The sequence below is a fragment of the Paenibacillus sp. FSL F4-0087 genome (assembly GCF_038020215.1).
Classification (GTDB): domain Bacteria; phylum Bacillota; class Bacilli; order Paenibacillales; family Paenibacillaceae; genus Paenibacillus; species Paenibacillus taichungensis.
Genome location: NZ_JBBODJ010000001.1, coordinates 863,734 through 887,851, shown reverse-complemented (window position 1 = coordinate 887,851; position 24,118 = coordinate 863,734). Strand labels below are relative to the sequence as shown.

The following is a 24,118-nucleotide window of genomic DNA, read 5'->3' as shown; positions in this document are numbered from 1 at the left end:
GGAAAATTTGCTCAGATCATCATAACAATTGTACAAGCTATGTATTATGTGATTGGGGATTAGCCCAAGGCAAAAGCAAGAAGACTTCGTATCAACGCTCCGGTAGGAGCTTTTCTTAAGATTATGGAATGCAGAAGTTTCGGTGAAACTGAAGGATTCGATGATCCTAAGAAAAAGTACCGCTAAAATGCGGTCATCTTCCTTGAATAAACGTCGTTAGACGTTTTTCTTACGTTTGCGGAACCACACTATATCAGGTATAAGGGTGATTACATGGGTGCAGCAACCCCCGTCGTTGAGTTGAAACAAATCACGAAGCGTTTCCCAGGCATTGTTGCCAACGACGCCATCAGCCTTCAGCTTCGTAAAGGCGAGATCCATGCTCTACTGGGCGAAAACGGCGCTGGTAAATCAACGTTGATGAATATTGTCTTTGGTCTCTATCAGCCGGATGAAGGTTCCATTGAAGTGAATGGCAAGCCTGTCATCATCGACAGCCCTAACAAAGCAATCGATCTTGGCATCGGCATGGTGCATCAGCACTTTAAGCTTGTACAGCCGTTCACGGTAACAGAGAACATTATTTTGGGATCTGAACCAAGGAAAGGTCTCAACATTAATTATAAAAAAGCTGCTGCTGAAGTGCAGCGTCTGTCTGAACAGTATGGACTCAAAGTGAATCCGCATGCCAAAATTCATGACATTTCCGTCGGAATGCAGCAACGTGTTGAAATTGTAAAAACGTTGTATCGTGGTGCAGACATTCTTATTTTTGACGAGCCTACTGCTGTATTAACACCTCAGGAAATCAAAGAACTGATGGTAATCATGAAAAAATTGGTGGCCGAAGGCAAGTCTATTATTCTGATTACACACAAACTGAAAGAAATCATGGAAATCTCCGATACGGTGACGATTATTCGTCGTGGTAAAGTGATTGATTCAGTTATAACATCAGAAACGAATCCGAATGAGTTGGCAGAAAAAATGGTTGGCCGCAATGTCACTTTTAAAGTGGACAAAAAGCCAGCTACTCCAGGAAACAATGTGCTTGAAGTTAGCAAATTGACCGCCAAGAATAAAGAAGGTATCTCGGTACTGAACGAACTCAACCTGAATGTACGTGCAGGAGAGATTGTAGGAATCGCAGGTGTTGATGGTAATGGACAGAGCGAACTGATTGAGGCTCTTACCGGACTGCGTAAAGTAGATAGCGGCTCGATTCGCCTCGAGGGTAAAGAACTGTCTAATCATTCTCCGCGCCATATTTCGGAGTCAGGTGTAGCTCATATTCCGGAAGACAGGCACAAACATGGACTTGTTCTAGATTTTTCGGTGAGTGAAAATATTGTCCTGGAATCATATTATAAAGCTCCTTATACACGTAAAGGATTCCTTAACTTCGATGCGATCAAGAAGCAAGCAAAGCGTCTTGTCGAGGCCTTTGATGTGCGTACACCAAGCATTGAAACGAAGGCCCGCTCTTTATCGGGAGGGAACCAACAGAAAGCCATAATCGCACGTGAGGTTGATAAGAACCCTGAACTGCTTATTGCTGCTCAGCCAACTCGTGGTCTGGACGTAGGTGCTATTGAGTTTGTTCAAAAACAATTGATTGCACAACGTGATCAGGGCAAAGCGGTATTGCTGATCTCATTCGAGCTGGATGAAATTATCAACGTATCCGACCGAATTGCTGTCATCTACGAAGGACAGATTGTTGGCGAGGTGCTGCCGGAAGAAACCAATGACAGGGAGCTCGGCTTGATGATGGCGGGCAGCACCCAAAAGAGAGGTACTGTGCATGAATAACGTATTAAAATGGTTTACCCGTGATTCATTTATATTACCTATTGTAGCCATCATTATGGGTCTGATCCTCGGTGGTATTGTCATGCTGATCGGCGGATACAATCCGATTGAAGCGTACAGTGCATTGTTTACGAAGGTTTTCGGAGACATGTACAACTTTGGTGAAGCAGTCCGGGAAATGACACCGCTGATTATGACAGGACTTGCATTTGCATTTGCGTCACGTGCAGGACTGTTTAATATCGGGGGAGAAGGACAATTTCTCGTTGGTATGACTGCGGCGACTTTTGTAGGTGTGAAGTTTGCAGGTCTGCCAATCTACATTCATGCTCCACTGGCATTGATTGCTGGTGCAGTATTTGGTGGACTGTGGGCAGCTATTGCTGGTTACCTGAAAGCAGCACGTGGGGTAAACGAAGTTATCAGTAGTATCATGCTGAACTGGATTGGTCTGTATCTGGCCAACCTGATCGTGCGCCAATTCCTGCTGTTAAAAGGTGAAAATCGTTCGGTGGATATCAGTGATACCGCATCGATTAGTCTGACATGGCTTTCTGAGCTGATGGGCAACTCCCGTGTTCACATGGGAACATTGATTGCTCTTGTCATGGCTGTACTCTTTTATATCTACATGTGGAAAACCAAACAAGGGTACGAGATTCGTGCTGTAGGATATAACCCGAATGCGGCAGAGTATGCGGGTATGCATGTCAATCGCAATATCGTTAAAGCTATGTTTATCAGTGGTATGCTTGCAGGTCTTGGCGGTGCATTCCAGGTTCTTGGTGTGTTCCAATACCAGACCGTTATGTCGGGCTCGCCAGGAACAGGTTTTGACGGCATCGCGGTTGCACTGATTGGTTTGAATCATCCATTTGGTGTGTTGCTGGGTGCATTGTTATTCGGTACGCTCACTTATGGATCTGCGGGAATGAGCTTTGCTGCGGATGTACCGCCCGAGATTATTCGGATTGTTATCGGTTCGATTATCTTCTTCATTGCGGCACAAGGCATCGTGCGCTGGGTACTTAAACCGTTCTATTCCAAGCGCAAGAAAGAGAAGGTGTTGTAGATGGACTTGTTGACAATTGGGCAAATTATCAATACGACGCTTGTCTTTGCCACGGCATTGATTTTTGCATCCCTGGGCGGGATATTCTCGGAAAAATCCGGTGTGACCAACCTTGGACTTGAAGGTTTCATGGTGTTTGGTGCGTTTGCTGCAGGGATTGCTGCGCATTATGCACAAGAAGCTGGCATGGGTGGAACGACGTCTGCCTGGATGGGGATTTTGTTCGCGGTTGTGCTGGGTGTAGTGGTTTCACTGATCCATGCGGTTGCTTCCATTACGTTTAAGGCTGACCAAATTATTAGTGGTATCGTTATTAACTTTCTAGCAGCAGGAAGCACACTCTATCTGGTAAAGCTGCTGTTTGAAGGATCAGGCGATTCACCATTGGTACAAGGATTCAGCAAGTTTGATGTGCCACTGTTAAAAGATATTCCTTTGCTTGGGGAAGCTTTCTTCAAGAATGTGTATCCGACAACATATCTGGCTGTTTTGTTCGTCTTTCTGACGTATTACATTATGTACAAAACCCCATTCGGTCTTCGTCTTCGCTCGGTTGGTGAACATCCAAGTGCTGCGGATACCGTAGGTGTTAAAGTGCGTCGTTATCGTTACGTTGCGGTAATGATCAGTGGTGCGCTGGCTGCTATTGGTGGAGCTGCAATCACGCTGACTACGACAGGCACATTCTCTCATAATACCGTTTCCGGCCAAGGTTACATTGCGATTGCAGCAATGATCTTTGGTAAGTGGAATCCGATTGGTGCCTTTGGGGCGGCTGTGTTCTTTGGTTTCTCGCAAGCTATCCGGAACTATGTACAGTTGTTCGAATGGTCTCAAAGTATTCCCCAGGAAATTATTTATATGCTGCCTTACCTGCTCACCATCATCGTGCTCGTTGCGGCTGTTGGACGCTCTTCTGCTCCGTCCGCACTCGGGGAACCGTATGATCCCGGGAAAAGGTAACGACAGAATTATGATTTCCCACATAATGCTTTACTTGAAAAGGTTCGCCTCGTGCGAACCTTTTTTTTGTTTCACAAAGAAAAATATCAGATTACTAGTTTTTAAACTGTTATAGAGAAAGGCACCCATATTTTCATTTAGGGACAAAGAAACAGGCGAAGCCGGCTCTGGACGAATACACTGTTTTGAACGATCCGAGGAGGAGGGGAAAGTATGAAACAACATGTTACGCGTGATGCAGCGATGAAATTAATAGGCAAAAATATTGTCGCGATCAAAAAAGACGGTACTCGGGTAACCGGAAGACTGTTGAAAGTATCGGGTAATAAATTGGTGCTGAAACGTCACGTTGGCAAAAAAGTACACACTAAAGCTATTTTGCCATTGGTATTATTTGATTTACTCGCCATCGCTACGCTTCCTTATGCTTACGGCCCTGGCCCTGGATTCGGTTTTGGTCCAGGTGGTGGTCCGGGATATGGCCCAGGGCCAAAACCAGGACCGGGGTATGGACCGGGATTTGGTGGTGGATATGGCCCAGGCCCAGGATATGGACCACGGCCACCCGGCTTTTTCTAAACAGATTTATAATGTTTTTTCTAACTCGTAACAGCGGCTTAACATAATGTATCGAATGGTGCTATATCCATTTTTCTGGTAAAATCGAAGACCTTTGGTATTGCCTTCGTCCACCATCACTTTGGATCTTTTGCAACCACGGGATGCCGCAAAATTTTCCGCTTTGAGCAGCAAGGTCTGACCGTATTTCTTTCGCTGTTCTTTTGTGGCAACAGCCATCATATCCACATACAGCAGTTCACCGTGCATGAGAAAATGGATGAATGCGACGGCTTCGTTGTCAGGATTCGATGAGACAACAAAGGTCATGCCCCTGTTCATTCGCAGGGGTATTTCTTTGCGTATTTTATTGATTTCACTTTCACTCATATGAGATAGAGGAACAAGTTGAGAGTCAATCAGCCTCATTATGGCGACATCATCCAGCTTGGATTTACGTTGCCGAATCACCATCGGAAGCCTCCTTTCAGGACCAGTCGTGCTGCTCGTATATCCTATGCCTGAGGCAAGTTGAAAGGTGACTGAATGAAGCGTTGGGATTGGGATAACGTTAAAGATGGAGAGTGAAGGATTAAGGACGTTCTGAATTTTTATACAAAAGGGGTATTGACTTATCGGTTGGAGGAATCATATAATGTTCCTAACATTTAACGAGAATATTTCATCGGCTATGAAGAGGACGAAGTTTTAAGGGCTCTTTTGCTCAGAGAGTGGCTGGAATTGCTGAAACCACCACCATTACCCCTTATATACGAGCTCACCTCGGAGCTGTTTTCCTGAAAAGCATTGGATGTCACTCCATTGGGTTATTAGGGAAAATCGTATGTCTGCGTTACAGACAACAGGTATGGAGAACGGGTATATCCGTTTGATCTATCGTTTTTTGTACCTGGTAAGGTCCGTTATTGCGAAATTTCGGACAAAGTTGGGTGGTACCACGGAAGCAACAACCTTTCGTCCCTCGCAAGCATAAACTTGTTTGCAGGGATGGAAGGTTTTTTTTGTAACTTTAAATGTCAGAATGATGTAAATTCCGAGAGGAGGATGACTGATGGGAGCTCAAATTCCAGAAGTACGATCGACAGATGAATTACGTGAAAAATGGATGAAGCCGGAGGTCATTAGCGGTTCCGAAATTCTGCTGAGAAGCTTGTTGCTGGAAGGTGTAGAGTGTGTTTTTGGTTACCCGGGCGGCGCAGTGTTGTACATTTACGATGCGATGTATGGTTTCGAGGATTTCAAGCACGTGTTAACTCGTCACGAACAAGGCGCCATTCATGCAGCTGACGGATATGCACGGGCGAGCGGAAAAGTGGGTGTCTGTATCGCTACCTCCGGACCTGGAGCAACGAATCTAGTTACGGGTATTGCAACAGCGTATATGGATTCCGTACCACTCGTAGTCATTACGGGGAATGTAATTTCCAGCCTGATCGGCTCAGATGCTTTCCAGGAAGCGGACATTACCGGAATCACAATGCCAATCACCAAACACAGTTACCTGGTAAAAGACGTAGAAGATCTGCCACGTGTCATTCATGAGGCGTTCCATATTGCGAATACTGGTCGTAAAGGTCCCGTATTGATCGACATTCCGAAGGATGTATCGGCAAACAAAACGTTGTTTGAACCCGTGACTGAACCTGTTATATTGAGAGGGTACAACCCACGGACAGTACCGAACAAACTTCAGGTTGATCGTCTGGCTCAGGCGATTCAGGAAGCAGAACGTCCGATGATTCTGGCAGGCGGCGGTGTAGTTTACTCCGGTGGACACGAAGCGCTGTTCGAATTTGTGGAGAAGACAGGCATTCCAATCACGACAACACTTCTCGGACTTGGAGCATTCCCAAGTGGGCACGAATTGTGGACCGGTATGCCGGGTATGCACGGAACATACACTTCCAATCAGGCGATACAAAAATCGGATTTGCTGATTAACATCGGAGCACGCTTTGATGACAGGGTAACAGGCAAGCTGGACGGATTCGCTCCACATGCCAAAATTGTACACATTGATATTGATCCGGCTGAAATTGGCAAAAACATCGCAACCGATATTCCAATCGTTGGTGATGTGAAAACGGTTCTCGAAATAGCGAACAAAGAGGTTCAACGTGCTGAACGTGCGGATGCTTGGAGAGATCAGATCAAACAATGGAAACAAGAGAAACCTTACAGCTATACAGATTCAGATGAAGTATTAAAACCGCAGTGGGTTGTAGAAATGCTGAATGATACAACCAAAGGCGAAGCAATCGTGACTACGGACGTTGGACAGCATCAAATGTGGGCTGCTCAGTATTACAAATTTAACCAACCACGTTCATGGGTAACCTCTGGTGGACTGGGAACGATGGGTTTTGGATTCCCTTCTGCAATCGGTGCTCAAATGGCCAACCCGGACAGACTCGTTATTTCCATCAACGGTGACGGCGGAATGCAGATGTGTTCTCAAGAACTCGCAATCTGTGCCATTAACAATATCCCGGTGAAAATTGTTATTATCAACAATCAGGTCCTTGGAATGGTACGTCAGTGGCAAGAGATCATCTATGAGAACCGTTACAGTCATATCGATCTGGCAGGCAGCCCTGATTTTGTAAAACTTGCTGAAGCTTATGGCGTAAAAGGATTGCGTGCAACCAACAAGGAAGAAGCCGAGCGTGCTTGGCAAGAAGCCCTGGATACACCAGGACCGGTCGTTGTTGAATTCGTAGTACGCAAGGAAGAAAATGTATATCCAATGGTTCCGCAAGGAGCGACAATCGATCAAATGCTGATGGGGGATGCTGAGGAATGATAAGACATACGATTTCGATATTGGTCAACGATCAGCCTGGCGTCCTGCAGCGGGTATCGGGGTTGTTCGGTCGACGGGGATTCAACATTGAGAGTATCACGGTAGGTCAATCCGAGGAACCGGGTTTGTCCCGAATGGTCATTGTGACGATCGGTGATGACAAAACGCTGGAACAGATTGAAAAGCAACTGTACAAAATCATTGATGTCATCAAAGTAGTTGATTTTAGTCTGAAGCCGATGGTTGCCCGTGAACTTGCATTGATCAAGGTCAAGGCAGAGCCATCCGAGCGTCCAGAAATTCTGGGTGTGGTGGAGACATTCCGCGCATCTGTTGTAGATGTTGGTCCAGGCAGCCTGATTGTACAGGTGGTTGGGGATACAGATAAAATTGATGCGATGATTGAATTGCTTAAGCCATACGGCATTCGCGAACTGTCACGTACAGGCGTAACTGCATTGGTACGAGGTAACGTTTAAACAGTCATATTGAAATAAAAGCATGGTCTGATGCTTATCAACGGAACGACAAAGATGTGTTAGCAGCATTAAGCTGAGAAATATCGTTAATCTTAGATAAGGTGCCAGTCCCGCATAAGTTGCAATTTAACATTTTAGTGATGTAACGCTTGACAATATAGCCACACACCCGCATTAACGGGCGGGTGTCTGAACGGATCGGATCAGACCAGAGACGCTAAAGCAGGAAAAGCGTGCCGGTCCCTTGAGACACCCGCTCATTAATGAAGGGTTCTTTACAATACAAAGGAGGACTTATAAACATGCCAGTAACTACTTATTATGAACAGGATGCAGAGCTTAGCGTATTGAAAGGAAAAACGATTGCGGTCATCGGTTACGGTAGCCAGGGCCATGCCCAAGCTCAAAACCTGCGTGACAGTGGATTGAACGTAGTCATCGGACTTCGTGAAGGTAAATCTTTTGATACTGCAAAAAATGACGGATTTGAAGTTCTGTCCCCGGCTGAAGCTACTAGCCGTGCAGACGTAGTTCAAATTTTGCTGCCTGACGAAACACAAGCTTCTGTATACAAAAACGAAATCGAACCAAACCTGAAAAAGGGCGCTGCATTGCTCTTCTCCCACGGTTTCAACGTTCATTTCGGTCAAATCGTTGCTCCAAAAGACAGCGATGTATTGCTGGTAGCTCCTAAGTCCCCTGGCCACATGGTACGTCGTACCTACGTGGAAGGATTCGGTGTACCGGGCCTGATCGCAATTGAGCAAGATGCAACAGGTAAAGCAAAAGATATCGGTTTGGCTTATGCTAAAGGTATCGGTTGCACGCGTGCAGGGGTTATCGAAACTTCCTTCCGTGAAGAAACAGAAACAGACCTGTTCGGTGAGCAAGCTGTTCTGTGTGGCGGTGTAAGCGCCCTGGTAAAAGCTGGATTCGAAACATTGACAGAAGCGGGTTACGCTCCTGAAATGGCATATTTCGAGTGTCTGCACGAATTGAAATTGATCGTTGACCTGATGTATGAAGGTGGACTTGCAAGCATGCGTGATTCCATCAGTAACACAGCTGAGTACGGTGACTATGTAACTGGACCTCGCGTGGTAACTGAAGATACGAAGAAAGCAATGAAAGAAGTCCTGACAGATATCCAACAAGGTAAATTTGCACGTGACTTCATCCTGGAAAACCAATCCGGCCGTGCATTCCTGACAGCAACTCGTCGCAACGAAGCTGAACACCCAATCGAAGTGGTTGGCGGACAATTGCGTGAGATGATGCACTGGATCAAGAAGTAAGCATTCATTTTAAGTATTCTAGTAAACTTACAGCTTTAACCGGGAATAGCGGCCGTGCATATGCGTGTGCCGCTATTACTGGTTTAGAGGAACATAAAATACAAGTCTAGGAGGTGCGAGGCGTGCGTAAAATCTATGTATTTGACACAACGCTGCGTGATGGAGAACAATCCCCGGGGGTCAATCTGAATACTCGTGAAAAGGTGGAAATTGCGCACCAGCTCGAGCGGCTTGGTATTGACCGGATGGAAGCCGGTTTCCCCGCGGCCTCTCCAGGCGATTTGGCGGCAGTTAATGCCGTAGCCAAAGCGGTCAAAAACGTTACCGTCATTGGCTTGTCCCGCTCCAGAGAGCAGGATATTGATGCGGTAAAAGAAGCGTTGAAGGGTGCTCAAGACCCGTGTATCCATATCTTTTTGGCAACTTCTCCCATTCATCGTCAGCACAAATTGCGTATGGACAGAGCCCAGGTCCTCGATACAGCTCGTTCCGCAATTCGTTATGCGAAGAAAACTTTTTCGAAGCTTGAATTCTCGTTGGAGGACGCAGGTCGTACCGAGTATGATTTCCTCGTTGAGATGGTAAATATGGCTGTGGAAGAAGGCGCAGCTGTTGTAAACATCCCGGATACGGTGGGCTATCTGAGCCCATATGAATACGGTAATATTTTTAAACATCTCAAGGAGAACGTACACAACATTGATAAAGTGCAGCTGAGTGCACACTGTCATAATGATCTGGGGATGGCAACTGCCAACACGCTTGCAGCCATTCTGAATGGAGCCGATCAAATTGAGGGCACCATTAACGGCATTGGTGAACGTGCAGGTAATACCGCGATTGAAGAGATTGCTATGGCACTGGAGACACGTCAGGAATTTTTCCAGGCGAAAACTTCGTTGCAACTTTCTGAAATTGCTCGGACCAGTCGTCTGGTGAGTCGTTTGACGGGGATGGTTGTACCTGGCAATAAAGCGATTGTTGGTGCGAATGCGTTTGCACACGAATCCGGAATTCACCAAGATGGCATGCTGAAGGAGAAAACAACGTACGAAATTATGACGCCAGAGACCATCGGTCTGAAGGAAAGTAAGCTCGTACTGGGTAAACACTCGGGACGTCATGCCTTCCGTGAGCGCTTGATTGAGCTCGGTTATGAACTGGAAGATGAAGCCTTGAACCGTGCTTTTGCCCAATTCAAAGATCTGGCTGATAAGAAAAAAGAAGTGACAGATGAGGATTTGCTGGCGGTCATCGAAGAGAAATTGCAGGATGCACCTGAGGTGTTTAAACTGGAATCCATCTTTGTGACGTATGGTGATGAATCCACTCCAACGGCTAAAGTTCGTATTGCTACACTTGATGGTGATACGGTGGAACAACAAGCAGAAGGAAATGGATCGGTAGATGCCATCTATAATGCGATTGACCAAGTGAGCGGAGAAGAAGTAACGTTATCCGACTACTCGATCAAATCGGTTACACATGGTAAGGACGCATTGGGTGAGGTACACGTCGTACTTACTCAAAACCAAATATCTGTACAAGGACGTGGTGTAAGCACCGATATTCTGGGTGCCAGTGCACGTGCTTATGTCGATGGATTGAACAAGTTGATTGAAAAACGCAAGACTTATACGAATCGCGTTAATGTGAACCTGTAACACATCATTTGCAGCAAGCAAAGCTCTTCATTGGACTGGAATTCGTCTGGCTGGAGAAGCTGAGATGGAGTTCCCAGCCCTAAGTATTGTAGTTCAGTGAGGTACATAAAAAGTCTGACCCTCAACATTTGAAGGTCAGACTTTTTTGTTGTTACGTATAGGATAATTGCATTATTATTTAGAGCATTTTTATCGAAATGACGTACTCAGTTAAGCCGATATGCCCTTACCAAGCATAAGCGTTCGGGGCATGTCCTCCCGGACCTGGGAAGATTTCATCCAAACGTTTGAGGACAGCTTCATCCAAAGTAACATCCAAACATTTGAGCGCAGTTTCAAACTGCTCCAGCGTACGCGGCCCAATAATGGGTGCGGTAACTGCCGGATTGGCGGCAACCCAAGCCAAAGCTATGGTATCCTGCGGTTCGCCGAGTTCGCGGCAAAGTGCTGCGAATTGTTCCAACTGAGTTTGATGGGACTCAATCCGTTCAGCAATGCCACCACTGCGTGTACCTTCCAGCTTCTGGAGCGCATTGCGTCCAAGTAACCCACCGTCAAGCGGACTCCATGGAATAACGCCAAGGCCCAGTTCTTTCGCTGCGGGCAGCACTTCGAGTTCAGGCAAACGGCAGTTAAGACTGTATTTATGCTGCTCGGATACAAGACCGAGGAAATGGCGATTTTTGGCTTCACTTTGGGCAACGGCAATCTGCCAGCCAGCAAAGTTACTTGAACCTACATAACCAATTTTGCCTTGATGAACAGCGTTCTCAAACGCGCCCCAAAGCTCGTCCCATGAGATGGCGGGATCAACGTGGTGCATCTGGTACAGTTCAACATGATCAGTTTGCAGGCGGCGGAGGGAACCCTCCAGATGTCGTCTGATTTTGTATGCGGAGAGACCTGCATCATTGTTTGGACCGTCTGTATCATCATGCATGGAGCCATAAACTTTGGTTGCAAGAACGACTTTTTCTCGTCTGCCGCCGCCTTGTTTAAACCATCGTCCAATGATCTCCTCGGTGAGACCTGAATTTTCGCCCCAGCCGTAAATGTTAGCGGTATCAAAAAAGTTCACACCGGCATCGAGTGCCGCATCCATGATGCGGAATGCCTCTTTTTCGTCTGTCGCAGGACCAAAGTTCATCGTGCCGAGACAGATTCGGCTGACTTTAAGACCTGATTTTCCCAAGTACGTGTATTGCATGATTGCAATCCCTCCTGAGTTACCTGAATTTGTCTTCAGGCTTTATTTTAACTCAGTCAGAGGTACAGAACAACCAATCTTAAACCGCTTATAGGTAAAAACTATTAAAGTCATAGATTGTATATCTTGGTCAAATGACCTCCGAATATGATACAAAAGAGAGAGTTAAAAATGACACGTTAATCATTGAAGTGAATAACCGAATGAATGGATATAAGGAGTGGACAACCCATGGCAGACGTGAAAAAAATTGCAGTTATCGCAGGTGACGGAATTGGTCCTGAAGTTGTAGCGGAGGCAGAGAAAGTTCTCAAACGTACAGAGGAAGTGTTCGGATACCGTTTTGAGACAGAGCATGCGCTGTTTGGTGGAATCGCTATTGACGAAAAAGGTACACCACTTCCAGAAGAAACACTGACAGTATGTAAGAGTGCAGATGCTGTGCTGCTCGGAGCCGTTGGTGGTCCAAAATGGGACAACAACAGTAAGGAATTGCGTCCGGAAACAGGCTTGCTTGGTATTCGCAAAGCGCTCGGATTGTTCTCAAATCTGCGTCCGGCAGTGGTATTTGATTGCTTGAAGGATGCTTCCACCTTGAAACCGGAAGTGCTGGAAGGTACGGATCTGATGGTCGTGCGTGAGTTGACTGGTGGAATCTACTTTGGTGAAAAGTTCAGACGTGAAGGTGCACAAGGCGAAGAAGCAGTAGATACATGCGTATATAATGTAACCGAAGTGGAGCGCATTGTTCGTCAGGCATTTGTAATTGCCCAAGGACGTAGCAAAAGATTGGCTTCAGTAGATAAAGCCAACGTGCTGGAAACTTCCCGTCTTTGGAGAGAAGTTGTTAACCGTGTAGCACCGGAATATCCGGATGTTGAAGTGGAACATGTACTTGTAGACAACTGTGCAATGCAGTTGCTGCGTCGTCCATCCAGCTTTGATGTTATCGTGACTGAAAATATGTTCGGAGATATCCTTAGTGATGAAGCAGCGATGCTGACAGGTTCAATCGGCATGCTCGCATCTGCATCACTGGGTGAAGGCAGTTTTGGTCTGTATGAGCCAGTGCACGGTTCAGCGCCGGATATCGCAGGTCAAGGACTGGCGAATCCGATCGCAACGATCCTTTCGTTGGCATTGATGTTCCGTACAACCTTTGGTTATGCAGAAGGTGCTGACGCAATTGAAGCAGCTGTGTCTGATGTGCTGAATGCGGGCCATCGTACAAGCGATATTGCTGTAGACAAGAGCAAAGCGATCAGTACGACGGAAATGGGCGATCTGATCGTCGCGGCAATTCAGAAACAGGCTTAATAATAGTAAGAACAGTACAGCCCTTTGCTCCGATCCGGAATTGCAGAGGGCTGTTCCTTTATGATTTTTTGCCACGAAAAATCCTTATTTATAATTATTATAATAAAACAACGATTATAATCTTGACTTTGAGAAGTCCGGATGATAACATTTTACTTGTACTTGTTATCAAGTAACAAACCCATTTTAATTACAGGAAAAGCGTTCTCGTTTTTCTTGATGATGAGCATTCAAACTTGAGTGCTTACATAATCCCAAAGGAGGAATTGTTAGTTATGGCAGAACGTTTGGTTGGTAGACCCGCACCGGATTTTGCAATGGAAACAGTATCGGGAGATGGACAAGACTTTGGTTCCGTAAAACTGTCCGATTATCGTGGCAAATGGCTCGTATTTTTCTTTTATCCTTTGGATTTCACTTTTGTGTGCCCAACTGAAATTACAGCTTTGAGTGATGCTGCTGAGCAATTCAAAGCTTTGGATACTGAAGTTCTTGGCGTGAGCGTTGACTCCGTACACAGCCACAAAGCTTGGATCAACACACCTAAAGACAGCAATGGTCTTGGTCAATTGAACTTCCCACTTGCTTCCGACATCACGAAACAAGTTGCTAAAGATTATGGCATTCTGATCGAAGAAGAAGGCGTTGCACTGCGCGGCTTGTTCATCATCGATCCAGAAGGCGAATTGAAATACCAAGTCGTTAACCACAATGATGTAGGCCGTAGTGTTGAAGAAACACTTCGTGTACTGCAAGCTTTGCAATCCGGTGGATTGTGTGCAATGAACTGGAAACCAGGCGACAACAACCTGTAAGCCTGATTGAACTTGAACGTTTATTGTTCAAGCCCTCATCCCTCATGGGATTGAGGGCTTTTTGCACCCTTTTGCGAGAATATAAGGCCTAAAGGGAGAAAAGTGTTTAAACAGGGACGTAAACGTGGTAATGATGTAATAGAAGAAAGCCTTCATTTTATCTCTGGAAAGAGGAATCGAAGGGCCTTAAGGCGAATAGGGTATGGAAACCCGGTAAATATTCCGGTGCTCTGCATTTATAATTTGTACATGAATGTGATACACTGATGGAACTATTCCTTTTTCGGAAGTGCTTGAAGTGTACGGGACTGCAATCCATTATAAAGTCTCGGCACGTTATAAGGAGGGTGAACAAAAATGAGTTACTGTTGTGGGGCAAGTATGGTGGGAACAAAGGGCACGCTGAAGCATTACCGCACCCAGGTTCATAATGTTCCCCTGCTGTTTTGTCCGGTGTGTCACCGGGTAGAAGTGCATTATAAAGTGGAAAATGAATATGAAATTTTGGCTGAATATGCGCATGGAGATGGTGCGTCGGAGATTGATTTTCAAGATTACGTGACGGAAGATGAAGATGCGATTTTTGAAAATTGCGTGAATCGTGAAAGCGAAGATGCTATGGTCATTGTGCAGCGTCAGATCGACATGTCTCTGGATCTACTTCGTCTTGCCAAGGAAATGAAGGATGAGAAGTGGGAAAGTGAACTCAAGCGTCGCTTAGCCGTCATGAGTCAGCGCAGACTCAAAATTCAGCATAACAAGAGTGGACTATAGATTGAATTTAATTATTTACAATTTAAACTATACAAACGGAGCTTATTCGCTAATCGAGCGAAAAAGCTTCGTTTTTGTTGTATATAGAAACTAATTCACGGTTTTTCTTAAAATAATTTCCATTCGACACTTTCTCCGATTGACTCCCTTCTATAAACTTGTCTATGATAAAAACAGACTTGCAAAAGAGGCGGAGCAAAAAATGTTCGTGTTTGGGAATAGGAGAAGGTTAGAATGGAACAGACGTATAATGTTTTCCGGATCGACTCTTGGTTACCCGGAATAGACCAGCTTGGGTTCCGGACATGCCATCCATATTTTCGGCTCAGCCCCCTAATGAAAGGGCACCGGTAATGAAAAATAAAATCGGCCCTTCCTGTTTCTGTGATGATATGATGTCCGAATGGCAAGTTTATCATTTACGTGAAAAGGAGGAACCTGACATGATTAGTGAATTTCAGGATACAGTGCCTCGACCAACGAATGGATTCCCGCCTGTACATCTGGATAACAACAAGTATGAGAATGTCCTGGAGCATCTGGATAGCGGTATAATGTTGTTTGACAGTAATGGTGTATTGACGTTTATTAACGTTCAAATGGCAAAATTGTTGGAGCTTCCTAGGAGTCTATTGAGCGGCTGCACCCTGATGCAGATGCTGCATCATCCACAGATGAGCCGATTCAAGAAAAAGAAAATTTTACGCATCTATCGGGAAACTATCTTTCATCGTAAGCGCTATCATGAATTGATTGACGAGTATGGCAGGCATTGGCTGGTTACAGTAACGTACGGGGATCAGATGGATGGGGACTTCCTTTTCAGTGTGAAGGATGTCTCCGATTATAAACAGATTGAGCAGACCGCTTATCAAAATGACAAACTTGCAATGTTGGGGCGGATTTCGGCATCGATTGCCCATGAAATTCGCAATCCTTTGACGGCTATCCGCGGATTTATCCAGTTGCTTCGTCCTCATTTGCTGCAATTGGGGAAAGACGAGTACGCTCGAATCATTCTAACGGAGATTGACAGGGCGAACGACATTATCTACGAATTTCTGAATTCCTCGAAACCGTCAGCTCCTCAGAAGACCATTATGTCTGTTAACTCTTTGCTCAAAGAGGTGGTCTTGCTGACAGAAAGCGAAGGATTAATGAAGGGGTGCGAGATAACCCTGGATGAAGCAGAAGTCCCGTTAAATGTGTCCATTGATGTCAAACAGATTAAGCAGGTAATTTTGAATATGGTTAAAAACGCAATGGATGCCATCGAGGATGTGGGCGAAGAGCATACTGGCTTGATTCAGATTTCCACGGGAACCGAGAACAAGTATGTGCAGATCTCTATTGCTGATAATGGACAGGGGATGGACCACAACACCCTTGTGCGCCTGTTTGACCCGTTTTTCACCACCAAGGAGAGCGGAACAGGACTGGGGCTTTCCGTGAGTTATCGCATTATCAAAAATCACGGAGGCAACATCTCTGTGGATAGCAAAAAAGGGGAAGGCACCCGGTTCATCATCATGCTTCCCTTAGTGTAAAGACAGAGTTATGCGAACAGGAATTGGCCTACCCGCCGATTCCTGTTGTTTTTTGTTGGGACGATTAGGGTTATAGTTAGAATGAATGCGAATACATAGCTCAATTTACGGGAGGAAGAACCAATTATGAATATCCAGGGAATGGAACAAATGAACAAACAGCTAATGGACCATGTAGGGAAGATCATTGTGGGCAAAGACCATACGATTGAGCTTGTGATGACAGCAATCATTGCCTCAGGGCATGTCCTGCTGGAGGACGTACCTGGTACGGGGAAAACCATGTTGGCCAAATCAGTAGCCTCTTCACTGGATTGTACCTTCCAGCGTATTCAGTTCACACCGGATCTGTTGCCATCTGATTTGACGGGTATTCATTTTTTCAATCAAAAAGAAGGTGACTTTGAATTCAGACCTGGCCCCCTGTTTGCCAACCTGGTGCTGGCAGATGAGATTAATCGGGCTACACCGCGTACCCAGTCCAGTTTGCTGGAGTGTATGGAGGAACGGCAGATTAGTATTGATGGTTCGACCAGACAGCTGGAACGGCCATTTATCGTCATTGCCACCCAAAACCCGGTAGATAACCAGGGAACTTTTCCATTACCCGAGGCACAGATGGATCGTTTCATGATGAAGATCCGAATGGGCTATCCAAGCAGTGAAGAAAGTGTAGAAATTCTGAGACGTACGGTAGCGAGCCGATCTGTTGCCGATCTGTCCGCTATCATTAGTCGCGAGCAGCTGCTTGAGGCACAGAGCACCTATACATCGGTCCAAATTGACGAAGATCTATTGCGATATATTATCCGTCTGACAGAAGCGACTAGGCAGCATCCCGAGCTTTCACTGGGCGTAAGTCCACGAGGAGCTCAGGCGTTGCTCAAGGCAAGTCAGGCCTGGGCTGCTTTACATGGCAGAGACTTCGTTCTCCCTGATGATATTAAAATATTGGCGGAGCCCGTGTTAGCCCATCGGCTTGTATTCCGCAACCGGGTGAGACAACAAGAGGGCTTGGCAGAGCGTATTATTCAGGAACTTCTGAGCCAGACTGAAGTGCCGACGGAGAATTTTGCTACAGGCAGCGGGCGATAACATATGGCATTACTATGGCTAGTCATTGTCGGAGGCATTGTTATTGGAGTACACGGCATATGGTTCGGCCGTCCGGCTTTACGCAAGCTGAAGTACACCAGAGAATTCAGCAAAATGCGTTGTTATGCTGGGGATGAGCTGGAGATGGTTGAGACGATTGCGAATGAAAAACGAATATCGGTTCCATGGCTCAGACTTGAAGCTATGATGCCAGTTTCATTTGTGTTTCGTTCGGGCTCAGGCATGGATATCAGTCAGGGAGATATTTATCAGAATCATAAAAGTATCTTCACTTTGAAACCGTTTACCCGTATTACGCGCAAGCATCCTTTTGTATGCAGTAGACGTGGGATCTACATGTTAAACACCGTAACCATGACCGGAGGGGACCTGTTCGGCCTTTGGCGTACCTCGAAGCCTATTCCCGTTCATCTGTCCATGGTCGTATATCCTTCACTTGTTCATGCGGAGGATCTGCCTGCGATCTATCAAGTATGGCAAGGTGAGGTTGAGGTATCCCGTTGGATTGTTGAAGATCCTTTTCTGATTCTCGGGGTACGACCGTATGGTGCGGGTGATCCGATGAACCGTATTCATTGGAAAGCGAGTGCACGCACAGGAGAATTGCAGGTTTATAAGCAGGGATGGACTGCGGACCCTCAATCCTGGATTGTGGTTAACATTCAGGAGTCAGCGGACATGTGGAGTGTCGTTACCCGCCCGGAGATGATCGAACGGGCACTTCGTTATGCAGCAACAGCAGCGGTAGATGCAATTGGAAGAGGGTTACCCGCGGGATTTGCTCATAATGGCTATCGTGTGAGTGGAGGGCGCGATCCATTGCGGATTGAGCCGGATTACGGTAGTCCTCATCTGGAAATGTTACTGGAAGCTATGGCAGAGACGGAGCTGAAATGCATGGTTCCCATGGAGCAGTTCCTGAGTGATGAAGTAGAACGGAATGAAGAGGCTCAGCAGGTTCGCAGTTATCTCTTAATTACGTCCTATGTATCTCCAGCTATGGAACATGAAATTGCGCGTTTGCATGAGCAAGGCCACCGTGTGACCATACTCCCCGTAGAGGGCGGGAAAAGCGATTTCAAGGCGGTGAGTGCATGAATGAGACCAACAACAACAATACCAAGGGAAAAGTACTTATATCCATGTCGGCCGTTCTATTGATTGGGGTATATTTTTATCCGCTATTAACGCTTACTTCTCTCTATGCAACGGGTCATTTTCCATACACATTAATGGCTATCTTTGTTATTGCTGCCTGGTTAGGTCAGTGGGTACAGCACAGGTTACCAACCATCAGTGAAAAGAACACGTTTATTCGATGGGGTGCAGCGTTGCTTTTGGGGCTGTTAATCTCATTGGTAATTGCATTAGTGTGGGCGTTTCCTTTACCTGAGTTGCTGACGGCAGTTGTATGGGGAGTTATATCAGCCTATATTGGGTTGAATTTTCAACCTGTCTTCCGTTCGATTTTGATTTGGCGCTTGCAGATTTGGGGTGTTGCCAGTGCAATTGTGCTCAGTGGGGCGGCCAATGGAATTGAATTCATGCAGCCTCTGCTTGCTTACACCGGCACCATATATGCAGCGGGAGTAATCAGTTTTGTTGGTTGGTTGGTAGGTCAATACAGTGTGCAGCTGGATCGTGCGATATTAAATGATGGCTCAAAAAGAATTGTGTTACGTGAGTTTGCCCGGGCGAATCACCAGCGTCTGTTATGGATGCTGATTGTGATCGCGGGAATTGGTGCTTTTCCCAGTCTTGTTGCCTGGCTAGGACCACTGCGTGACCGTCTGCTTGCATGGATCAGAGGTTTAATAGGCTCGAGTTCCAATCAGGAGCCGCCGATTACGCCTACAGCTCCAAATGAACCGCCAATGATACCTGAAGGAATGGAACCGGCAGGGGAGCCCTCTATTTTCTGGGATATCCTGGGGTGGGTCGTCATGGGGGCTGTCGCAGTTGTGATCTTGTGGCTTATCCTGCGTTTGGGTCAGAAGGCGATAAACAAACTTATGGAGCGTTTCAAAGGGCTGCTGCAGCCCGGTCAGAAGAAGGCAGAGCCTCGGACAGAGTATGTGGACATTAGCGAAACGTTAGAGGCGCCTGCAAAAACGCGCAAATCCTGGTTCCGCAAGAAGGAGTCGCTACCCTCACATGATGACGAACGTGTTCGATTTTATTATCGGAAGTGGATCGACAGAGCTGCACACCGGGGCGTGCATATACAGGGTGCACATACGCCACTGGAGGCTGCAGAGACAATTGTTCAGCATGGGGCCAGAGAAGATGATCAGAAGCTCTCTGCTATGCTACCAGATACCTATAACGCTGTGCGCTATGGGAAGAAATCTCCAGACGATTCCGAGATGAGTGAGATTGATCGGATATGGAAATCTTATCGAAGTAAATAAGTCGGGAATCCCTTTACTTTTCTTGTTACGTTCAAGTATCATGAGAGGAATACACAAGTTGGTCAGAAAAGGAGCAGACATTAATGAAGACAAATCATTGCAAAATAGTAGATTGTACAATCCGTGATGGTGGATTGGTAAATAACTGGGACTTTAGCGTGGACTTTGTTCAACAGCTCTATGCTGGATTGAATGAAGCCGGCGTTGATTATATGGAAATTGGATACAAAAACTCACCTAAGCTCTTGAAAGGTGCAGAAGAAGCAGGTCCATGGCGTTTTCTGAATGATGATTTCCTGCGCAAAGTAATTCCGCAAAAAGGAAATACCAAACTGTCTGCACTCGTTGACGTTGGACGTGTGGACGAGAATGACATTCTGCCGCGCAGCGAAAGCATGCTGGATCTGATCCGTGTAGCTTGCTACAGCAAAGATGTAGACAAGGCACTTGCTCTGGTTCAAACATTCCACGATCGTGGATATGAAACAACGTTGAACATTATGGCATTGTCTAATGTTATGGAAAATGAACTGCTGGAAGCTTTTGAACTGATCAAGGAAAGTTCTGTGGATGTTGTATACATAGTAGACTCCTATGGAAGCCTGGATCATAACGATGTGAAATATCTGGTGGAGAAGTTCAAGACTCATCTGCCTAACAAACGTCTTGGCGTTCACACACACAATAACATGCAACTGGCGTTCTCGAACTCGTTGGTAGCAGCTGAGCTTGGTGTTGAACTGCTGGATGCTTCCGTATACGGTATGGGACGTGCTGCAGGAAACTGTCCTACTGAACTGCTCGTTGCTCATTTGAAAGGAACAAAATACAACCTGCGTCCAGTACTTGGTGTATTGGAGCAATTGATGGTGCCTCTCCGTGAAAAAGAAGAGTGGGGTTACATTTTGCCTTATATGATTACAGGTACCTTGGACGAGCATCCTCGCTCGGCGATGGCACTGCGTTCGTCGGAAGACAAAGATAAGGTTGTTGATTTCTATGATAAATTGACAACACCAGAAGTTAATTTTGATAAATAAGCTTGTTGCATAATTCTTGAAATTGACTTCAAGTCAACAAGAGAAGGGATCTAATACGTCTATAACTTTAGCGCATTAGCGTTTTAAGTCGAAAAGTACACATATGGCGAAAATTAGTCTGAAATACAGTTGCAAACTAAAGAAACATGGACTCCAATGGGGAGTTCATGTTTTTTTAGTTCTTATTGCCTTGTTTTTCTACATATCTATGAATAAATATTCCTAGGAATGCTCATTTTTTTTGTTCACGTCTGCGGAAATAAATGTTATTATGTACCAGATAGCATGTTTTTACATGTGAATTGAACGTTGATAGAGATGAAAATGTCGAATATTGTAACAAATTAGATTTATATCGTTAAGGTTATTTCAGGATAGGCGATCCCGGGAAGGAAAAAACACGGCATGAAGGCTAATCAGCAAGATCAGAGAAAAATAGGTTGGGTCGCAATAGGCGGCTTATTGTGTTTCCTCGCAAGTCAATGGTTTCGTTCCTCCGCAAGCTCTGATCTGATCATATCGGGTTACCCGGTTTTGACACTCTTGGGTGGCTTCGCTGCAGCAGCGGCCTGTATCGGCATTTATAATCAAAGCTGGTTATTTCAGACTCAAAGACTGACCCTCCGTAGGGTCCTCATGACTACGTTATTTTTATTGATTGGTTTGTTTGAGTTGGTTCACATCGTTTCTTTTGCCGAAGAAATGCCAAATGGGGCGATGGTGGAATCGGAATTCTCGTTGAAGATGATTTCGCTTGGATCTCTTGTTTGTGCGGCAGGTTTGCTGTTCATATATGCAGTCAACGAGAGGGAAATTGCGTTACCACGCAAATTTTTAATTTTCAGTGGAACACTCGGTATTTTTGTTGTTTTGTATACAGTTGCAATTCAGGAATGGGCTATACTGCCGAACTTGTTGGAGGGGAATGTGCTTGGTGGCATGTTTACCCGAATTCATTTTCTGATCGGAATGCTGTATGGCGTGACTGTGGTCGTGTTATTCGTTCAATGGAAAAAAGGCAAAGATGGTGATCTGCCTACCATTCTTTGTGCAATCCTTTGTTTTTTCTTTGGGGAATGTTACTTTGTCTCTGCTACGAAGATTAATGATCTCAATCTGTTGCTAGGTCTGTTAAGCGATTGTTTGGGCTATTTCTTCATCCAGAAGGGCCTGTATTCGTCTGTGGTAGATACGCCTTTCCTGAAACAGCAGGTGGCGGAAGCGAAAATGAACTTTATTGCTCACCATGATGATGTGACAGGGCTGCCGAATCGCCGTCGTCTTTCTCAGCGACTGAAAGTGATGATGAATGCAGCTATGGTAGAGGAGCAGCTTGTCGGTGTCTTGGTATTGAATATCAACCGGTTCAAAACGATTAATGATTCATTAGGCCAACAAGCGGCTAACCGTGTGCTTCGTCAGGTAGGACAGCGTCTGCAGCATTCTTCGCTCCCGGGAGAGGAAGTGTTCGGACTAGGAAGAGACGAGTTCGTATTGACAATGACAGACTTCTGCACAACAGATACGGCGTTGCGGCGGACAAGATCGATCTTACAACTGTTCGAAAAACCTGTAACGGTGGATGGGAACGAGTATCATCTTACGTTGGGTATTGGTATGGCGATATTCCCGCATGACGGAGACACACCGGAAGAGATCATCCAGAATGCGGATACGGCGCTGCATAATGCTAAAGAGCAAGGAATAGAGCTAAACCGATATGCCCATGCGATGCAGATGAAAGCCCAGGAGCGTTTGCAGCTTGAGAATGATTTGCGCAAAGCATTAGATCGTGGGCAGTTCTATCTTGTGTATCAGCCGCAGGTTAATCTGGCGAGTGGGTTGATTGTGGGTATGGAGGCTTTGGTGCGTTGGCAGCATCCGCTGAGAGGCTCAGTATCCCCTGGGGAATTTATTCCTCTTGCTGAGGAGAGCGGGCTAATCGTGCCGCTTGGAGAATGGGTATTGCGTGAGGCCTGTGCACAGAACAAGCGCTGGCAAGAAGCAGGTTATCGCAAACTTTGTGTGTCGGTTAACCTGTCCATGAGACAATTCAGGCATTCCCATCTGCTGGACAACATCAGCGGTATTCTCAAAGAGACAGGCTTGGAACCTGTGTGGCTTGAACTCGAGATTACGGAGAGCATGACGTTTGACAAGGATCGTGCGTTTGAGCAGTTGCGCAAGATTAAGGAAATTGGTGTGCACATTAGTATTGATGATTTTGGCACCGGGTACAGTTCACTGCACTATTTGAAAGATCTTCCGATTGACCGCCTCAAGATTGACCGTTCCTTTGTCAATGAAGTGATGGAGGACAGCAATAACGCAGCAATTGTGTCGACCATTACGTCGATGGCTCATCACCTGCAGTTGAAAGTGACTGCTGAGGGCGTTGAAAATGAGGACCAGCTTTCATTTCTTCGTGATCAGCATTGTCATGAGGCTCAAGGGTACTTTTTCAGCAAACCGATTGTGGCAGCCGATTTTGAAAAAAAGTTTTTGAGAGATGTGGATAAACCCACGGGGTAAGGATAGACAGGGGCGTGGACACGCTTCTGTCTTGTTTTGTTTCGAAAGGATAGAGGGAAAATGGTAAAAAGAAGTTGCAAGCGTTGGATGATCATGGTATATTGATTTTGTGAAATTCATGTTAATGTTCCTCGGAACTTGACGGGACGTAGCTCAGCTTGGTAGAGCACCTGGTTTGGGACCAGGGGGTCGCATGTTCAAATCGTGTCGTCCCGATCGTCATTTGCGCGGGTGTAGTTCAATGGTAGAACTTTAGCCTTCCAAGCTAATAGCGTGGGTTCGATTCCCATCACCCGCTTAACTAATGTAACACCTGAAATCCTTGTGAAAACAAGGGTTTTTTCTTTTTCTAGAAGTTAGTTAGTGTATTTTAAGTCATGTTTGAATGAGAATATCATGGCGCTGAATTGAAAACCTTTGCTTTTTCCCCATCATCTGGTACAATAACGGAGAAATTGATACTACACATGAATGAGAGGTAACCATACGTCCCATGAAGTAAAACACATGAATTCAACCCCAGTAACTGCAGAGAGTTTATGACGCAGTCAGCCAAAAAGCGGCTGAGCAATGAGGGGATTCGTGTGTCCAAATTCAGCTATGGGATCAGGTATGGAAACAGGCAGGCTGTTCTGGCCTAGCTTGTGTATACCCTTTTAAGGGTTCTTTGTTCATACCGTGGGGTATCTTAT

19 protein-coding genes and 2 tRNA genes are annotated in these 24,118 nt (G+C 45.8%); 19 read left to right on the top strand and 2 right to left on the bottom strand.

Annotated features, from left to right (window positions below):
* Positions 1–273 precede the first annotated feature (273 nt).
* The 4 genes from MHB84_RS04160 to MHB84_RS04145 all read left to right on the top strand — a co-directional run bounded on the left by MHB84_RS04160 (position 274) and on the right by MHB84_RS04145 (position 4,426).
* A complete protein-coding gene (locus MHB84_RS04160; protein WP_064639494.1) occupies positions 274–1,812 on the top strand; it encodes an ABC transporter ATP-binding protein in 1,539 nt (512 codons plus the stop codon).
* Positions 1,805–2,884, top strand: a complete 1,080-nt coding sequence (locus MHB84_RS04155; RefSeq protein WP_076289935.1) for an ABC transporter permease — start codon at positions 1,805–1,807, stop codon at positions 2,882–2,884. Before MHB84_RS04160 ends, MHB84_RS04155 begins: the two co-directional genes overlap by 8 nt.
* Entirely contained in the window at positions 2,885–3,847 is a 963-nt protein-coding gene (locus MHB84_RS04150; RefSeq protein ID WP_076289934.1) for an ABC transporter permease, read from the top strand.
* Positions 3,848–4,060: 213 nt separating this feature from the next.
* Positions 4,061–4,426 carry a hypothetical protein gene (locus MHB84_RS04145; protein ID WP_076289933.1) on the top strand — a complete coding sequence of 122 codons (366 nt, stop codon included), beginning with the start codon at positions 4,061–4,063 and terminating at the stop codon, positions 4,424–4,426.
* Positions 4,427–4,432: 6 nt separating this feature from the next.
* Here MHB84_RS04145 and MHB84_RS04140 read toward each other — a convergent pair whose 3' ends face one another.
* Positions 4,433–4,876, bottom strand: coding sequence for a GNAT family N-acetyltransferase (locus MHB84_RS04140; RefSeq protein ID WP_076290142.1), 444 nt, complete (start codon positions 4,874–4,876; stop codon positions 4,433–4,435).
* 601 nt (positions 4,877–5,477) lie between these two features.
* On the opposite strand from MHB84_RS04140, the gene ilvB reads away from it, so the two are divergent.
* The 4 genes from ilvB (at position 5,478) to MHB84_RS04120 (ending at position 10,667) form a co-directional block, all read left to right on the top strand.
* Entirely contained in the window at positions 5,478–7,229 is a 1,752-nt protein-coding gene (gene ilvB / locus MHB84_RS04135; protein WP_076289932.1) for a biosynthetic-type acetolactate synthase large subunit, read from the top strand.
* Positions 7,226–7,708 (top strand): acetolactate synthase small subunit, encoded by a 483-nt coding sequence (gene ilvN / locus MHB84_RS04130; protein WP_076289931.1) that lies wholly within the window; start codon positions 7,226–7,228, stop codon positions 7,706–7,708. Before ilvB ends, ilvN begins: the two co-directional genes overlap by 4 nt.
* Positions 7,709–8,010: 302 nt before the next feature.
* The gene (gene ilvC / locus MHB84_RS04125) at positions 8,011–9,003 is read left to right on the top strand and encodes a ketol-acid reductoisomerase (RefSeq protein ID WP_024628318.1); all 993 of its coding nucleotides are present in this window, start codon (positions 8,011–8,013) and stop codon (positions 9,001–9,003) included.
* Between the two features lie 122 nt (positions 9,004–9,125).
* A complete protein-coding gene (locus tag MHB84_RS04120) occupies positions 9,126–10,667 on the top strand; it encodes a 2-isopropylmalate synthase (RefSeq protein ID WP_064639488.1) in 1,542 nt (513 codons plus the stop codon).
* A 226-nt stretch (positions 10,668–10,893) separates the two neighbouring features.
* On the opposite strand, the gene MHB84_RS04115 is transcribed toward MHB84_RS04120, so the two are convergent.
* Positions 10,894–11,874, bottom strand: coding sequence for an aldo/keto reductase (locus MHB84_RS04115; RefSeq protein WP_076289930.1), 981 nt, complete (start codon positions 11,872–11,874; stop codon positions 10,894–10,896).
* A 231-nt stretch (positions 11,875–12,105) separates the two neighbouring features.
* On the opposite strand from MHB84_RS04115, the gene leuB reads away from it, so the two are divergent.
* The 11 genes from leuB to MHB84_RS04060 all read left to right on the top strand — a co-directional run bounded on the left by leuB (position 12,106) and on the right by MHB84_RS04060 (position 23,724).
* Complete coding sequence (leuB, locus tag MHB84_RS04110; protein ID WP_024628321.1) at positions 12,106–13,191, top strand: 3-isopropylmalate dehydrogenase; 1,086 nt, start codon at positions 12,106–12,108, stop codon at positions 13,189–13,191.
* Positions 13,192–13,466: 275 nt separating this feature from the next.
* Positions 13,467–14,006, top strand: a complete 540-nt coding sequence (locus tag MHB84_RS04105) for a peroxiredoxin (protein ID WP_024628322.1) — start codon at positions 13,467–13,469, stop codon at positions 14,004–14,006.
* Positions 14,007–14,363: 357 nt separating this feature from the next.
* Positions 14,364–14,780, top strand: a complete 417-nt coding sequence (locus MHB84_RS04100) for a hypothetical protein (protein WP_024628323.1) — start codon at positions 14,364–14,366, stop codon at positions 14,778–14,780.
* 443 nt (positions 14,781–15,223) lie between these two features.
* On the top strand, positions 15,224–16,327 hold the full coding sequence (locus tag MHB84_RS04095) for an ATP-binding protein (protein WP_076289929.1): 1,104 nt from the start codon (positions 15,224–15,226) through the stop codon (positions 16,325–16,327).
* A 126-nt stretch (positions 16,328–16,453) separates the two neighbouring features.
* The gene (locus tag MHB84_RS04090; RefSeq protein ID WP_076289928.1) at positions 16,454–17,422 is read left to right on the top strand and encodes an AAA family ATPase; all 969 of its coding nucleotides are present in this window, start codon (positions 16,454–16,456) and stop codon (positions 17,420–17,422) included.
* A gap of 3 nt (positions 17,423–17,425) precedes the next feature.
* The gene (locus tag MHB84_RS04085) at positions 17,426–18,541 is read left to right on the top strand and encodes a DUF58 domain-containing protein (protein WP_076289927.1); all 1,116 of its coding nucleotides are present in this window, start codon (positions 17,426–17,428) and stop codon (positions 18,539–18,541) included.
* Entirely contained in the window at positions 18,538–19,854 is a 1,317-nt protein-coding gene (locus tag MHB84_RS04080) for a DUF4129 domain-containing protein (protein ID WP_076289926.1), read from the top strand. The genes MHB84_RS04085 and MHB84_RS04080 overlap by 4 nt, the downstream gene beginning before the upstream one ends.
* A gap of 83 nt (positions 19,855–19,937) precedes the next feature.
* Positions 19,938–20,894: an aldolase catalytic domain-containing protein gene (locus MHB84_RS04075; protein WP_063564204.1), complete on the top strand. Its 957-nt coding sequence runs from the start codon at positions 19,938–19,940 to the stop codon at positions 20,892–20,894.
* A gap of 405 nt (positions 20,895–21,299) precedes the next feature.
* On the top strand, positions 21,300–23,426 hold the full coding sequence (locus MHB84_RS04070) for a bifunctional diguanylate cyclase/phosphodiesterase (RefSeq protein ID WP_076289925.1): 2,127 nt from the start codon (positions 21,300–21,302) through the stop codon (positions 23,424–23,426).
* A 142-nt stretch (positions 23,427–23,568) separates the two neighbouring features.
* Positions 23,569–23,642, top strand: a tRNA-Pro gene (locus MHB84_RS04065).
* A gap of 11 nt (positions 23,643–23,653) precedes the next feature.
* Positions 23,654–23,724: transfer RNA gene (locus MHB84_RS04060), tRNA-Gly, on the top strand.
* Positions 23,725–24,118 lie beyond the last annotated feature (394 nt).

Bases quoted from the DNA above. Each gene is read 5' to 3' on its own strand.
- MHB84_RS04160 (WP_064639494.1), top strand. From the start codon at position 274: ATGGGTGCAGCAACCCCCGTCGTTGAGTTGAAACAAATCACGAAGCGT.
- MHB84_RS04155 (WP_076289935.1), top strand. From the start codon at position 1,805: ATGAATAACGTATTAAAATGGTTTACCCGTGATTCATTTATATTACCT.
- MHB84_RS04150 (WP_076289934.1), top strand. From the start codon at position 2,885: ATGGACTTGTTGACAATTGGGCAAATTATCAATACGACGCTTGTCTTT.
- MHB84_RS04145 (WP_076289933.1), top strand. From the start codon at position 4,061: ATGAAACAACATGTTACGCGTGATGCAGCGATGAAATTAATAGGCAAA.
- ilvB (WP_076289932.1), top strand. From the start codon at position 5,478: ATGGGAGCTCAAATTCCAGAAGTACGATCGACAGATGAATTACGTGAA.
- ilvN (WP_076289931.1), top strand. From the start codon at position 7,226: ATGATAAGACATACGATTTCGATATTGGTCAACGATCAGCCTGGCGTC.
- ilvC (WP_024628318.1), top strand. From the start codon at position 8,011: ATGCCAGTAACTACTTATTATGAACAGGATGCAGAGCTTAGCGTATTG.
- MHB84_RS04115 (WP_076289930.1), bottom strand. From the start codon at position 11,874: ATGCAATACACGTACTTGGGAAAATCAGGTCTTAAAGTCAGCCGAATC.
- leuB (WP_024628321.1), top strand. From the start codon at position 12,106: ATGGCAGACGTGAAAAAAATTGCAGTTATCGCAGGTGACGGAATTGGT.
- MHB84_RS04105 (WP_024628322.1), top strand. From the start codon at position 13,467: ATGGCAGAACGTTTGGTTGGTAGACCCGCACCGGATTTTGCAATGGAA.
- MHB84_RS04100 (WP_024628323.1), top strand. From the start codon at position 14,364: ATGAGTTACTGTTGTGGGGCAAGTATGGTGGGAACAAAGGGCACGCTG.
- MHB84_RS04095 (WP_076289929.1), top strand. From the start codon at position 15,224: ATGATTAGTGAATTTCAGGATACAGTGCCTCGACCAACGAATGGATTC.
- MHB84_RS04090 (WP_076289928.1), top strand. From the start codon at position 16,454: ATGAATATCCAGGGAATGGAACAAATGAACAAACAGCTAATGGACCAT.
- MHB84_RS04085 (WP_076289927.1), top strand. From the start codon at position 17,426: ATGGCATTACTATGGCTAGTCATTGTCGGAGGCATTGTTATTGGAGTA.
- MHB84_RS04080 (WP_076289926.1), top strand. From the start codon at position 18,538: ATGAATGAGACCAACAACAACAATACCAAGGGAAAAGTACTTATATCC.
- MHB84_RS04075 (WP_063564204.1), top strand. From the start codon at position 19,938: ATGAAGACAAATCATTGCAAAATAGTAGATTGTACAATCCGTGATGGT.
- MHB84_RS04070 (WP_076289925.1), top strand. From the start codon at position 21,300: ATGAAGGCTAATCAGCAAGATCAGAGAAAAATAGGTTGGGTCGCAATA.